Here is a 12,077-nt window from a genome sequence, read left to right on the forward strand (position 1 = left end):
GCTTGTTTAAAAGAAAGAGTGTCCGCCAACGCGATTCCAAGTGTGATAATGATAATAGAAACCGAACCCTAAGCCAGGACCTTCGATCTCCGGTCCTACAGGCTCTTTTCCTCCTCCTGCTTTCTTAGCTACAAGAGCAGCCTTGGACATAGTTCTTGACCAAACATCATTTCCTGAGACATCCTTGTCACCGTTAAAAGATACGAGTCTTGCAACAGCGACACTTTCTGAAATAGCTGGCCCAATCCATACGTCTCCTTGCATTATTTTAGCATAATAGTGATCATATCTGTTATTATTCCTAAGAGTTTCCACAACAGAGTCTGTTTTAGCAAATTCGATCTCATTTATAGCTACTACGGCTGCCGTTAAAAGTAAAGCTTCGATCAATTTTGTTCCTATTACTTCTACAAGAGGAACAACCCACACAAATCTTGGAGTTATTTCGTCGGGGTTCAACGTAGTTTCTTGTCCTGTTTCAAGATCTTGAAATGTTATATGAGCTCCAGAATCAGTAAAATCATTCAAGCTAAGAGAATAGTGTTTTATTTCCTCGTGGCTTGAAGTGTTTATGAAAAAAAGATTTGGATTGACTTTACTCGCTTTATATGTAGTCAAAGATAGCTCTTTTGTTGATTTGTCTTGTACCAAGATTCCAACTAAACCGTCAACTTCTGTCTTTAATCTGATCTCGTTCTCATTGTTTACGAGAACTTCTACTCCATCAAGTTTCTTGAGGCCGTCTGCCTGAATGAGAGAAAGATTAACAGGACTTATGAAAATCAATACAAACGTCAAGAATAGAACAATAAGCTTGCTTGAATTACTTTTAAATAGCATTTTCAGTCCTCCTTATTTAAATTAAAATCGAATATCTTTCAATTACCTCCTTAATTGTTTTATTTTAATTATACACAATATATTTTTTAAATAAAGAAAAATATTTACATAATTGTTTTTGGTGGGCCTTGTTGGATGGATATTGTATTAAAGGTAGTCACTGATAATCTCTTCTTGAGGGAACTTTTGATAATAAGTTTCCGTTCTTTTTTCATTTTGTCCTGAACGGTTTCTTCCGATGATGTTTGGTGGTATACGGCTTTTCTGATTTTTAGACGCGAAAGGACGACCGCGTTTGGATGGATGAAGCATGCAGGCGAGCACGGAAGCTCAGCTAAGGAGTAACATCGGGTGTCTGGGAACTATAACGGTGAACATCTATATTCATTTGGTCAGGCAGGTTATTATTCTATCGGAAAGCCATAGAAATGAATCTTAAAGCTCCTGCCCCGGATACAAGACGATTTTTGAAACACTGGGGCAGGAGTAATCATATAATCCCGTCAGGCGCGGTTATACCAGTAACCGGGCACGCCTCGTTCGAGGCGCATCAAGGCCTCCAAGTAATAATAGTCGCCCCAGATGACATAGTCGTCCGGGCTGTGGCCGAGCCGCACGGCATAGGAGCCGCGCCGCAGCAAGCCGTCCTCTTCCGGGAGCTGCATCGTCGAGTAGCGGCGGACGAGCGCTTCCATCATCTTCTCCATGCCGCTCGTCAGCCAACCGCGCTCCGGATGATCGGCCGGCAGATGCGCCAGCAGCTCCTGCAGCCCGGCGGCGGTAATCGCGGAGGCGGAGCTGTCCCTCGGGGTCGAGTCTTCGGCGGCCACATCGAAATCCCAGTAGACGACGTGATCCTCCGGCAGCCGTTCCAGGAAGTAGCGGGCCATGGGCCGGGACGTCTCCAGGAAATGATCGTCGCGCGTGTAACGGTAGGCGAGGGCGAACCCGTATATGCCCCAGGCCTGGCCGCGCGTCCAGGTCGATCCGTTCGTATACCCTTGATGCGTCGACCCGCCAATCGGCTGGCCGCTTTCGGGCTCGAAATGAAACGTATGGTACGAGGAATCATCGCCGCGCACGAGATAGCGTCTGCTCAGCTCGGCATGAATGCGCGCTACTTCGGCATAACGGTTGTCTCCGGTCATTTCCGTCGCCCAGAACAGCAGCGGCAGGTTCATCAGGCAGTCGATGATGATGCGGCCGCCGTTCTTCGGATCGCCCTTCGGGCCCCACGCCTGAATATAGCGTCCCTTTTCTCTCCAGCGGTTCATGAGCTTATCCGCCGCGCGGATCGTCAAGTCGCGCGCCGCCGAATCCTGCTCGATAATCCACTGCGCCTTGGAAGAGAGCGAATACAGAAAGCCGATATCGTGATGATCAAGCGCGATATCCCTCCGCAGCCGCTCATCGAAGCTTCGCACCGTTCGGCGGGCCGCCTCGGCGAAGGCTTCCTCTTTCGTATACTCATAGCAAAGCCATAAGATACCGCTCCAGAAGCCGTCGGTCCAGTCCGTATTGTCGTTCAGAAGATATGCCCCGCCATCCCGGCCGACATGGGGAAACCGATCCCCGAAGCGCTCAATGTTGGCTCTCGTCTTCGATACCGCGTCTTCAATGGCTTGCGCCCATAGCGTTTTCATCGTTCACAGCCCCTTTCCCGTATTGGAACGTGATCACAAGCGGGCTTTTTGAACAACCTCTATTAGCGGTTCATCCAGCCGCCGTCCACGCACAAAATATGACCATTCACGTAATCCGAGGCGGAAGAGGCGAGGAACACGGCAGGACCGGCCAAGTCCTCCGGCGTCCCCCAGCGCCCCGCCGGAATCCGGCCCAGAATCTCCGCGCTGCGCTTCTCGTCGTCGCGGAGCTGCTGCGTGTTGTCGGTCGCCATATAACCTGGCGCGATCGCGTTGACATTGACGCCGTGCTTCGCCCATTCATTCGCGAGCGCCTTCGTGATGCCGGCGACCCCATGCTTCGCTGCGGTATAGCCGGGCACATTGATGCCGCCCTGGAAGGAGAGCATCGAGGCGATATTGATGATTTTGCCGGATCCGCGCTGAATCATCCGCTTGCCGAAGGACTGGCACAAGTAGAAGACGGCATGCAGATTCAATTGCAGCACCTCATGCCAGTCCGGCAAAGGATGGTCCGCCGCGGGCGTACGGCGGATGATGCCGGAATTGTTCACCAAGATATCAACCTGGCCTCCGGCGGCTTCCAGGGATTGCCCGACAACGCTTTCAATTCCGTCCAAATCTTTCAGATCGGCCCGGATAAAGTCAGCCTTGATGCCGAGAGCCTGCAGCTTCTGCAGCGACTCCTGGTGAACGTTGTGAGAGACGAGAATCAGGTCGGCCCCTGCCCGGGCCAGACCCTCGGCGATGCCGTAGCCGAGACCGACGCCCCCGCCCGTCACGACGGCGGTGCGGCCCCGCAAATCGAAGATGGATTGCATAACCCTTCCTCCTTGGTAGCTATCATATTCGATGGTTGAATAGAGGGCAGATCCCGGACGCCGGCTTACAAGATGGCCGGGACTCCTGCCGCGATATAAGTCGATCTCGCTTCCTCGCTCAAGCCGCTGTCGGTGATGACGGCGGTCATCTCGGACAAGGAGGCGAAGGTCAACAGCGCCGATTTGCCGAACTTGGTATGGTCGACGACTCCGTAGGAATGCTTGGCCGTCTCTATCCAGGCGCGCTTCAGATCATACAGCTCGCTCGTATAGATCGTCAGGCCGTTCTCGGTATGAATTCCGGTGGAAGAGACGAACGCCTTCTGGATATTGAGCTTGCGCACGAGCTGCACCGCCTCGCTGCTGACGAGCAGATTGCGGTTGCGGTACCCGCCGGGAACGACGAGGCGGATGTGCGGCTTCCGTATCAGCTCGGCGATGATGAACAGGTCGTTGGTTACGACCGTCAACGACTCATGATCCAGACGCTTCGCCATTTCCAGCGTCGTGCTTCCGCCATCAAGCGCAATGATGTCGTCAGGCTCGATGAGGCGTACGGCTTTCTCCGCGATCTCGGCTTTCTCGTTCAGGTTCCGGCTGTTCGGCGCCTGCACGGGGAGCATTCCGAGATCGGACATATTTTTCAACACGGCGCCGCCGTGAACGCGGGTAAGCAGGCCTTGCGCTTCGAGCGCTTCCAGATCGGCGCGTATCGTCTTGCCGGTCACTTCCAGCCGCTCGCTCAGCTTGTTCACTTTGACTTCCCCCTGTTGAATGAGAAGCTCCATAATTTGTTGATGGCGTTTTACATTGGACATATTGTTCAAATCCTTTACTTCAATTCCTCTACTTCAAATCCTTCATATCGACCATATCCATATCTTCGAAGGTCTGGTTCTCTCCGGCCATGCCCCAGATGAACGTATAATTGCTCGTGCCGACGCCGCTATGTATCGACCAGCTAGGGGAAATAATCGCCTGCTCGTTCCGGACGACGACGTGGCGCGTCTCTTGCGGCTCGCCCATCAGATGGAAGACGACGCCGTCCTCCGGCATGTCGAAATAGAAGTAGACTTCAGAGCGGCGGTTATGGGTATGGCAAGGCATCGTATTCCACATATTGTTCGGCTTCAGCAGCGTCATGCCCATGACGAGCTGGCAGCTTTGCACGCCGCCTTTATGGATATATTTATAAATCGTACGCTCGTTGGAGCTGGACAGACTGCCGAGATGCTGCGGCGCAGCTTTGCTGATGGCCACCTTCTCCGTCGGATACGTCTTGTGCGCCGGCGTGGAGTTGAAATAGAAGCGCGCAGGTCGGGCAGCCTCTTTGCTGGCGAACGTCACATCCTTGCTCCCCATCCCGATATAGAGACAGTCGCGCGGCTCCATCTCATAGGCGACCCCGTCCACGGTGACGACGCCTTCTCCGCCGACATTAATAATTCCGATCTCCCGCCGTTCCAGGAAATATTCGGCGCCCATTTCTTTCGCGTCCGCTTCCAGCTTCACCGTCTTCGTCATCGGCAGGACGCCTCCGGTAATGTACCGGTCGACATGACTGTACACCATTTGAATCTCATTGTCGATAAACAGCTTCTCGATCAGAAATTCCTCGCGGAGACGGGAAGTGTCATAGCTCTTCGCGCTCTCGGGATGACAAGCGTAACGGATTTCCATGATACGATTTCCTCCTTCGGATGAGTAAATGATGAAATCTCTCGTGCATAGTATAGCTCAATGTTCATTTGTGTTCAATTAAATGTTCATATTAGTTTATTTTATAACAGATTATATGTGCGTTTTAGGAAAAAATGAACCTTGAATAGAACGCAGGCATAAAAAAACCTTTGCCCGCAGGGGATGAATCCCTTGCAGGCAAAGGCATTCGGCCGATGCGGCCCGCTACATCAAAAAGTATAGGGCGGCAATGATCGCGATCGATGCCGCCGTGAACCATAGGATATTGCGGATATCCCGGTTAATGACCTTTATATCGGTCTTCATTTGCGAGCCTTGCTTGCCGCTGTTCGCCGCAGGCTTGGCTTGCTCTGAACCGGTTGCCTTCATCTGTCACACCTCCTCGCCGCTTAGACTGCAGGTCCGGATTCGGACGCTCGCAATCTATTCGGCGAAGACGAAGCGCGAGGTGTATTTCAACGGCCGCAAGAGAAGCCTGCGGCGCAAAATCAGATACGGCGCGCGAAACCGGAAGCGCGGAACGGCGCTTCTGGCGAGAAGCAGAAGCAGGTACAGCATGAACAGGAGCTTCCACGTCACGAACGTGTGGATCTTCACCACATATTGATGAAGGGAGCCCACAACGGACTGGTAATGGTGATCATGCTGATAATAGGCGCTGCCTTCGTCCAGCCGCAACGGTTCCTCGGGCGCGGAGGGCAGCAAGGAAGAGGCGAGCAGGGCGATTACCGAGATGAGGATAACCGCGTAGCGGATCCATGATGGATACTTATGCTGAATCACTGCCGTCCTCCTTTCCTTGCCCCGCCGCCATCGTATGGCTCCGGGCCGATCTCTGCTATGAGATTACCATATTGTCAGGAAAGGGACAACATGCGGCCTACAGTCCGGTATTCTTCGCATCTCCGCGTTCCGATGCGGCGGACCCGAGGCCGAGCGCGCCGCGCTTCAGCCCCGGCAGCAGCACGAAGGCGAAGGTAACAAGCGGCGACAGCCAGAGGAAGAAGGCATAGGGCGCGTAGTCCAGGACCGGCAAGCCGATGGCGCCGGTCATCATCGCGCCGCTGACGCCCCACGGGATTAACGGGTTGACCAGCGTGCCGCAGTCCTCCAGCGTCCGCGACAGCGTCTTGCGCGGAATGCTCCGCTTGTCATACTCGTCGGCGAACAACTGGCCGGGAAGCAGGATGGACATGTACTGCTCTCCGGTAATGATATTCACGCCGATGGAGCTCAGGCCGCTGGCGACGACGAGCGATTCCTTCTTCCGGATAGGAGCGATGAGGCGCCGGAACAAGGCCGGAATGACGCCGCCATGCTGCAGCAGCCCGCCCATGCCGAACGCGATGGCGATAAGCGCGATCGTGCCGGCCATCGACTGCAGGCCGCCCCGATTCATAATGCGGGCAGTATCCTCCAGGGCGAAGCTGCCCGAGAATCCATAGTGCATCACGCTGATCCACTGCCGGATATCATGCGCGCCCTGAAGCAGCGCCGCCACCGCCAGGCCGGAGCCGATGCCAAGCAGCATCGTCAGCGCGACAGGCAGCCGCTTGAACGCGGCGATGAGCACGACGGCCAGCGGGAGCAGCGCCCACGGCGTAATATGGAAGCTCTGCCCGATATCGCGCTGCAATGCTTTCAACGCCTCCATATCGGGCGCGGAAGAGGAGCCGATCAGGGCGAAGGCGACGCAGGTCAGAATGAACGCCGGCACAGTCGTCTTCGTCATGTTGCGGATATGATCGGGGATCGATACCCGGGCCACGGCTGAGGCGAAGTTGGTGGTGTCGGACAACGGGGACATTTTGTCTCCGAAGCAGGCGCCCGATACGACCGCTCCCGCCGCGATCGCGGGATGGACGCCCATGGAGGCGGCCATGCCGACAAGGGCGACTCCGAATGTGCCGACGGTCGTAATCGAGCTTCCGACGAACATCGAGACAATTACGGTGAGCACCAGCGCGCTCAGGGTGAACCACTGCGGCTGGAACAGGGACGTGCCGTAAAAGAGCAAGGTCGCCACCGTTCCGCTCATCATCCATACCCCGATGAGAATGCCGATCAGCGTCAGCAGGAGCGCAGGCTGGACCGATGCCTGCAATCCGCGCACGAAGGCTTGCTCCACCTCGTTCCAGGATCGGCCGAACAGCAGCAGGAGTCCGCTGGCCGCAGCCGAAGCGGCAATCAGCGGAATATGCGGCTCCACCCGCCACCCGAGAATCGGAACGATAAGAATAAGCAGGATGGCAATGAAAATCGTAATGCTCTGCCCGAACCGGAGCATGTTCTCCCCGGCAGGGCTTGTTGATGAATTCATGACTGACATCTCCTTAATTGATAGGCGGAATAAGCCGGGCGCAAGACCGTCGGCAGCATGCAAGCCTCGCGGAATTGTCGCGCAAGAACGCATTTTTGCATGGACGCTTACCCGCTTGACTGCGATAAAGCAAAATAATAATACATAATCTACTTTATCGGGGGTTATCCGGATGGTCAAGTGAAGATACTGCCAGAGGCAGAAATGAGTGATTGCTCGACGGAGGCCCGATTTAGTGACAAGAACGAGAGAGTTAGACTGCGGGCTGCCAGGGACAAGAACGAGGGTGTGCGGCCCGTCAAAAGACAAACAGCCCGTTCCGTGGAACGCGCTGTCTTATCTTAGGTCTCTATCCCGCTTATGCTCCTTCCTTCACCTCGACGATTAGCTCAATCTCCACCGGCGTATGGAACGGCAAATCGCTCGTTCCGATAGCGGAGCGGGCATGGCGGCCCGCATCGCCGAATACTTCGATCAGCAGGTCGGAAGCGCCGTTGATGACATAGGGCTGATCCGCGAAGCCCGGGGCACTGTTCACGAAGGCGAGCATTTTGATCACCTTCGAGACATTGTCCAGCGTGCCCAGCTCATGCTTGATGACGGCCAGCGCATTGATAATGACTTGGCGCGCCGCTTCCTGGCCCTGCTCGATCGTCAAGTCCGATCCGAGCTTGCCTTCATACATCAAGACGCCGTTAATCCGGCAGTCCATGCCGGACGTATAGACGAGGTTCCCCGTGCGCCGGGATGGAATATAGGAGAACTTCGGTTCTCCGACTTCCGGCAGTTCAATCCCCAATTGCTGCAAGCGTTCTTCGATTTGTCCCATATGTTCATTTCTCCTTCATTGATAAAATGGTAATGATGGCAGCCGCACGTCCATGCCGCGTGCCCGGGGATGCTTGATGCGGTCGATCGCATCCATGACCTGGCCCCAGTTTTCTCCCGCTACCAACTGCATCCGCGCGCCGCGACAGACACCGGCATCACCCCGTCCGGAGTGAGATACTGGACCGAATTGTATAAGTTCAACGTGCTGCAAATATGATTCGGCACGATGTGCAGCCGATCCCCGACCTCCAGGCCGTGTCCCGGCGCGATCCGGATCATGCCATGCTCTTCCGACAGCCGCTCCAGCACCGCCTCGGGCGCTTCGAGCACATGCCCGAAGCCGCGCAGATAGAGGGGCGCGGTGTTCGGCTGCACGTCGGTCGCGAACGCTTTGCTGCCGCCGTCGACGATGACGGTGTCCTCCTCGGGGCAGCTCACGACCGTGACGACGACGGCTCCCGCACAATCCTTGAGACTGCAGCCGCCGAAGGCGACCTGCATCCGGTCCTGGAACACGTACGTGCCCGGCCGAATCTCCGTCACGCCCGGAACGGCAGCCGCATACGCGCCCGTCGGGGTCGATCCGACGCTGACATCCTGAATGTCGCAGCCGGCTTCGCGCAGCCCTTCGGCGATGCCGGCCATCCGCATGCCTTCGTCGAGTCCGGCGCTGCGGACATCCAGGGTCGCCTCCCCGTCGATCAGCGCGCCGCGGAACGTATAAATGCCGGTCAAGCGCAAGTGCGGACAGCCGGCGATCGCTTCCGCCACCGCCTTGACGTCCGCCGTGCGCACCCCGGACCGCTTGAGCCCGGTATCAATCTCCAGCCGCACCTCCAGGACGCCGCCGAATTGCTGCGCCTCCGCCTCCAGGACACGCGCGCCGGCCGCGCTGTCCACGCCCACGATAATGCGGGCGTCGGCCGTCAAGGCGAGCGCGTGCCGAATCTTGGACGGCACGACGAGTGGATAGGCGATAAAAATATCGCGAATGCCGTTCTTCACCATCACTTCGGCCTCGGATACCTTGGCGACCGTAATGCCGACGGCGCCATGCTGCTGCTGCAGACGGGCGATGTGCGGCAGTTTGTGCGTTTTCGCATGGGGGCGAAGCTGGACCCCGCTCTTGGCGGCGATGTCCGCCATATGGCGGATGTTCTGCTCCGTCCGCTCCGCGTCGATGAGCAAGAAGGGAGTTTCCGCCTCCCGAAGCTCTCCGGCACGGTCGCTCCAGGCGGACGCGATTCGCCGTTCGCGGCGTGTAATCTCGTTGGACATGCGTGCTAGCCTCCTTACGGCACGTTAGTTCGATGACTTCTTCACTTCATCTAAATAGTTATACAGCGTATACTTCGAGATGCCCAAATAAGCGCAAATTTTCTCGCCCGACTTTTTGATGAGGAAGGCCCCCTTTTCGTCCAGCAGGGCGATCATGCGCATTTTGTCCTCCTTCGTCATGACGGCGACCGGCTTGTCGATTCGTTCCTGCGCCTCCTGAATCAGCGTATCGAGCAGATCATTCACATTGGAGACGAACGACTCCTTCACTTTCGCCTGCATTCCAGTCATCGTGAGCGACTTCAGCGCTTTCTCCGCCAATGTCAGATCCGTAATATCATAATTGATGCACAGCGACCCGATGACGCGCCCTTCGCGGTTGCGCATATACAGCGATGTTGACCGCAGCAGGCGGCCGTCCCGGGTCTGCGTAATGTAATTGATCTTATGGCCGTCCTCCGTGCTGCCGCGCAGCAGCTCCAGCCCGAGGTTGGTCCCGGGATCGCCGATCTTCCGTCCGGTGATGTGCCCGTTCTCGTTGGCGACGATGGTCCGGTCATAGGGCAGCGTCAGATCGTGCAGCACGACCTCGCATTGATCGCCGAATTGGGCGGCGAGGCCCTTGACCAGCATTTGCAAAAAAGGAAATTCGTCTTGTACCGACTCCACATCGCTCCTCCTTCCAAGCATCGCCCCGCTGAAAAGGTTCACGAGGGTGCTTTTATCGTAGCACAATTTATTTCATGTTCAAAACAAAAAGTTTGTTGACCAAACAAAAATTATTATTGCATAATATGGATAAATTGACTCGAGTGAGGGGGAGCGCTATGCGCTGGATGACCCGATCGCTGCACCGCAAACTATCGATCCTGCTGATCGCCTGCATCATCATCCCTGTGCTGCTGCTCGGCTACGTCTCCTACCGGACGGCATGGTCGATTAGCGAAGAGAAGAGCAAGCAGGCCAGCCACAATACGCTGCGTCAGATCAGCGCCATTTTGGAGACGATCGCCCAGGACGTGGAGAACATGTCGGTATTTCTGATCGGACAGCATGATGTCCAGCAATATTTGGCCAAGGACCGGGCAAGCGCGAACGATTATTTGCGCATGGTCGGTTTTTTGACGAACCTTGCCTTTTCCAAAAGCTACATCGCAGACATCCGCATCATCCCGCTGAACGGCAACCCGGAGCTGTCCAATACGACGGTGCTGTCCTCTCATCTGTTCGGACAGGCCCCATCCGACGAGGCGTATTGGGAGGAACACCCGGTCTGGTGGTCGCCGCCGACGCTCAGCGACACGACGCTGGGCCAGAAGCGGACGGTCTCGCTCGTGCGTCCGATTCGCAATTTGAATAATTTCGACAAGCTCGGCATGCTGTCGATCGGGATTGACGGCGACGCGCTTGCCGAGAGGCTGCGCGAGGCGGCGGTGGATGGCGGCGGCAGTCTGTTCTTGCTGGATGCGGACGGCAATATCGTCGCCGCCAACGCCGATCCGGACGCGGCTGAGCAGTGGCCCGCGAAGCTGAGGGCCCTTGCCGGGCCAGAGGCGCCTCCCGGCGTCGCGCGCTTCTCGGAGATTGGGGAGGGCCGCGATCGCCACTTTGTCGTGTCGATGTCCGTGCCGATTGCCCCGTGGAGCGTATATGCGCTTATTCCCTATCAGACATTCAGCGCCCAGAACGGCTATCTGCTCCAATTCACGGCCGTGACGGTCGCGATCGTCATTGCGGTGATTGCCGCCGTGGCCGCCTATGTCGTCAAGCGGGTGACGAAGCCGATTATCCGGCTCGCCCGATCGATCGGCGCCGTGGAGCCGGAACGGCCGTTCCGGCCGCTGCCGATCACGTCCAGCGACGAGATCGGAATGCTCGTGCACAGCTACAACCAGTTAAGCGACAATATCCGCAGCCTGACGGAGCAGGTGAAGGAGAACGAGGCGCGGAAAAAGGAAGCGGATCTGCTGGCCCTTCAGGCGCAAATCCATCCTCATTTTTTGTACAACACACTATCATCGGTTCAATGGATGGCCTATATGGAAGGGAACAGCCGCATTGCCAGCCTCGTCGGCGCGCTGGGCGATTTCCTGCGCTTTAGCCTGAACCGGGGCCTGGAGACCTGTTCGCTGGAGCAGGAGACCGAGCATGTCGCGAATTACTTGGAGATTCAATCGGTGCGCTATCCCGGCCGGTTCGATTACCGCATTCATTTGCCGGAGGAGCTGAAGGAATTTACGATGCTGAAGCTGCTGCTGCAGCCGCTTGTTGAAAACGCTATCACGCATGGGCTGCTTCCGGCTTATCCGGCATCGGGAGGCCGTCTGCTCATCGAGATTGCCATGATCGACAACGGCCGAATCCGCTTTACGGTACTGGATAACGGGGGCGGTCTCGGCCCGGAAGAGCTGGAGCTGGTCAGGGAGCGGCTGAGCGCCCCGGAGCCGGCCGCAGCGAATGGCGAAGCATCCTGCTCGGGAGGCAGCGGTTACGGTCTGTTCAACGTTCAGCGCCGCCTGCTTCTCCATTACGGAACCGGATCGGAGCTGCACATGGAGAGCCGGCCAGGGGAAGGGACAGCGGTCTCCTTTTCCATTCCGGCGGACCGAAGCACCAGATGAAGTACGCGCAAAGGGGAGATAT

Annotated in this window: 12 protein-coding genes; 1 reads left to right on the top strand and 11 read right to left on the bottom strand. The window is 56.5% G+C overall.

The features are described from left to right. Window positions 1-6: 6 nt before the first annotated feature. From OCY70_RS13030 to OCY70_RS13080, 11 genes are all read right to left on the bottom strand, one after another. Window positions 7-840: a hypothetical protein gene (locus OCY70_RS13030; RefSeq protein WP_213426875.1), complete on the bottom strand. Its 834-nt coding sequence runs from the start codon at window positions 838-840 to the stop codon at window positions 7-9. A 503-nt stretch (window positions 841-1,343) separates the two neighbouring features. Further along, window positions 1,344-2,483: a glycoside hydrolase family 88 protein gene (locus OCY70_RS13035; RefSeq protein ID WP_213426874.1), complete on the bottom strand. Its 1,140-nt coding sequence runs from the start codon at window positions 2,481-2,483 to the stop codon at window positions 1,344-1,346. 62 nt (window positions 2,484-2,545) lie between these two features. Then, entirely contained in the window at window positions 2,546-3,304 is a 759-nt protein-coding gene (kduD, locus tag OCY70_RS13040; RefSeq protein WP_213426873.1) for a 2-dehydro-3-deoxy-D-gluconate 5-dehydrogenase KduD, read from the bottom strand. A gap of 65 nt (window positions 3,305-3,369) precedes the next feature. Next, window positions 3,370-4,122 (bottom strand): DeoR/GlpR family DNA-binding transcription regulator, encoded by a 753-nt coding sequence (locus OCY70_RS13045; protein ID WP_213426872.1) that lies wholly within the window; start codon window positions 4,120-4,122, stop codon window positions 3,370-3,372. A gap of 28 nt (window positions 4,123-4,150) precedes the next feature. After that, complete coding sequence (kduI, locus tag OCY70_RS13050) at window positions 4,151-4,984, bottom strand: 5-dehydro-4-deoxy-D-glucuronate isomerase (RefSeq protein ID WP_213426871.1); 834 nt, start codon at window positions 4,982-4,984, stop codon at window positions 4,151-4,153. A 225-nt stretch (window positions 4,985-5,209) separates the two neighbouring features. After that, the gene (locus tag OCY70_RS13055) at window positions 5,210-5,374 is read right to left on the bottom strand and encodes a hypothetical protein (protein ID WP_213426870.1); all 165 of its coding nucleotides are present in this window, start codon (window positions 5,372-5,374) and stop codon (window positions 5,210-5,212) included. 54 nt (window positions 5,375-5,428) lie between these two features. Then, window positions 5,429-5,788: a hypothetical protein gene (locus OCY70_RS13060; RefSeq protein WP_213426869.1), complete on the bottom strand. Its 360-nt coding sequence runs from the start codon at window positions 5,786-5,788 to the stop codon at window positions 5,429-5,431. Between the two features lie 97 nt (window positions 5,789-5,885). After that, window positions 5,886-7,325, bottom strand: coding sequence for a Na+/H+ antiporter NhaC (gene nhaC, locus OCY70_RS13065; protein WP_213426868.1), 1,440 nt, complete (start codon window positions 7,323-7,325; stop codon window positions 5,886-5,888). Window positions 7,326-7,683: 358 nt separating this feature from the next. Continuing rightward, window positions 7,684-8,154, bottom strand: a complete 471-nt coding sequence (locus tag OCY70_RS13070; protein WP_213426867.1) for a RidA family protein — start codon at window positions 8,152-8,154, stop codon at window positions 7,684-7,686. Window positions 8,155-8,273: 119 nt separating this feature from the next. Further along, the gene (locus OCY70_RS13075) at window positions 8,274-9,434 is read right to left on the bottom strand and encodes an alanine racemase (protein WP_213426866.1); all 1,161 of its coding nucleotides are present in this window, start codon (window positions 9,432-9,434) and stop codon (window positions 8,274-8,276) included. A gap of 24 nt (window positions 9,435-9,458) precedes the next feature. After that, the gene (locus OCY70_RS13080; RefSeq protein ID WP_213426865.1) at window positions 9,459-10,103 is read right to left on the bottom strand and encodes a helix-turn-helix transcriptional regulator; all 645 of its coding nucleotides are present in this window, start codon (window positions 10,101-10,103) and stop codon (window positions 9,459-9,461) included. Between the two features lie 158 nt (window positions 10,104-10,261). Between OCY70_RS13080 and OCY70_RS13085 the strand changes: the two genes are divergently transcribed. After that, complete coding sequence (locus OCY70_RS13085; RefSeq protein ID WP_261944894.1) at window positions 10,262-12,055, top strand: cache domain-containing sensor histidine kinase; 1,794 nt, start codon at window positions 10,262-10,264, stop codon at window positions 12,053-12,055. Window positions 12,056-12,077: the final 22 nt, after the last annotated feature.

The organism is Paenibacillus melissococcoides (assembly GCA_944800085.1).
GTDB classification, from domain to species: Bacteria; Bacillota; Bacilli; order Paenibacillales; family Paenibacillaceae; genus Paenibacillus_B; species Paenibacillus_B melissococcoides.

Bases quoted from the DNA above. Each gene is read 5' to 3' on its own strand.
- OCY70_RS13085 (WP_261944894.1), top strand. From the start codon at position 10,262: ATGCGCTGGATGACCCGATCGCTGCACCGCAAACTATCGATCCTGCTG.
- OCY70_RS13075 (WP_213426866.1), bottom strand. From the start codon at position 9,434: ATGTCCAACGAGATTACACGCCGCGAACGGCGAATCGCGTCCGCCTGG.
- kduI (WP_213426871.1), bottom strand. From the start codon at position 4,984: ATGGAAATCCGTTACGCTTGTCATCCCGAGAGCGCGAAGAGCTATGAC.
- OCY70_RS13045 (WP_213426872.1), bottom strand. From the start codon at position 4,122: ATGTCCAATGTAAAACGCCATCAACAAATTATGGAGCTTCTCATTCAA.
- OCY70_RS13055 (WP_213426870.1), bottom strand. From the start codon at position 5,374: ATGAAGGCAACCGGTTCAGAGCAAGCCAAGCCTGCGGCGAACAGCGGC.
- kduD (WP_213426873.1), bottom strand. From the start codon at position 3,304: ATGCAATCCATCTTCGATTTGCGGGGCCGCACCGCCGTCGTGACGGGC.
- OCY70_RS13070 (WP_213426867.1), bottom strand. From the start codon at position 8,154: ATGGGACAAATCGAAGAACGCTTGCAGCAATTGGGGATTGAACTGCCG.
- OCY70_RS13035 (WP_213426874.1), bottom strand. From the start codon at position 2,483: ATGAAAACGCTATGGGCGCAAGCCATTGAAGACGCGGTATCGAAGACG.
- OCY70_RS13030 (WP_213426875.1), bottom strand. From the start codon at position 840: ATGCTATTTAAAAGTAATTCAAGCAAGCTTATTGTTCTATTCTTGACG.
- nhaC (WP_213426868.1), bottom strand. From the start codon at position 7,325: ATGAATTCATCAACAAGCCCTGCCGGGGAGAACATGCTCCGGTTCGGG.